Source organism: Candidatus Laterigemmans baculatus, assembly GCF_010367455.1.
GTDB lineage: Bacteria > Planctomycetota > Planctomycetia > Pirellulales > Pirellulaceae > Laterigemmans > Laterigemmans baculatus.
Genome location: NZ_WRPR01000143.1, coordinates 1 through 901 on the forward strand (window position 1 = coordinate 1; position 901 = coordinate 901).

At 60.8% G+C, this 901-nt stretch carries 1 protein-coding gene; it reads left to right on the forward strand.

Going from position 1 to position 901, the window contains the following annotated elements; genetic code table 11:
- Positions 1–351: 351 nt before the first annotated feature.
- Positions 352–901 (forward strand): hypothetical protein (locus GNK13_RS20380; RefSeq protein WP_164104392.1); only part of this gene is annotated, 550 nt, incomplete at its 3' end.

Genomic DNA, 901 nt, shown 5'->3' on the forward strand with positions numbered 1-901 from the left:
TTGACGCCCCCGAGCGAGCTGGGCGAGGGAAGCTACCGCGTGCGAGTGCGGGCTGAGGTGGACGGCAGCGACGAACCGCTCTGGAGCCCCTGGGTAGACCTCGAACTGAAAGCACTACCTCCGCTTCAACTGAATGCAATTGCCGATCCGTCGCCGATTAATGAAGACGCTGGCGTTCAAAGCATCCTCCTGACCGGGATCCGACCCGCGGCTTTGAAGGGGACGCTCCAGTTCTCTATCACGAGTTCGCCCAACTCCGTGATCACGGACCCTCAGGTTTCTTATACCCCTGGCGAAACATTCGCCAGGCTCACCTACCGGCCCTTGCCCGACCAGTCTGGTGAAACAACGGTGGTCGTCGCAATTAGCGACTCGGGTACCGAGGGGAGTCGCTCCGAACGTTCCTTCCGGGTGACGGTTCGCCCGGTCAATGATCCGCCGACAATGGCGCCGATCGTGAGCTCGGTGCAGCTCGATCCTCACAATCCCGCGGCAAACATAACGATCGCAGGCTTGACGGCTGGAGGGAATGAGTCGCAGCCCCTGGCGGTGTCAGTCTCGAGCAGCAACGAAGATCTCCTGGATCAGCTGACGGTCGACTATGACTCGACCACTCAGTCGGCGGAACTGCGGTTGTCTAGCCACGCCAGCGTATTCGGCGAAACCACCGTACTTGTTTCCGTAACCGATGCTGGGTTCGATGGTCTGTTTGGCACGGCCGATGACGCGGTGCTCACGCGTCCCATTCAGGTTCGCGTCGTCGAGACTCACATGGACCACCCCGACGAAGGCTCGGGCCACGTCCAACATCTCGAGGGGATGCCGAACTTTGTCGAGCATCCGACGCATGTGATTTCTGAGAGCGGCCGGTGGTCGCAGATCGCTGCACTCGAGAACGTCG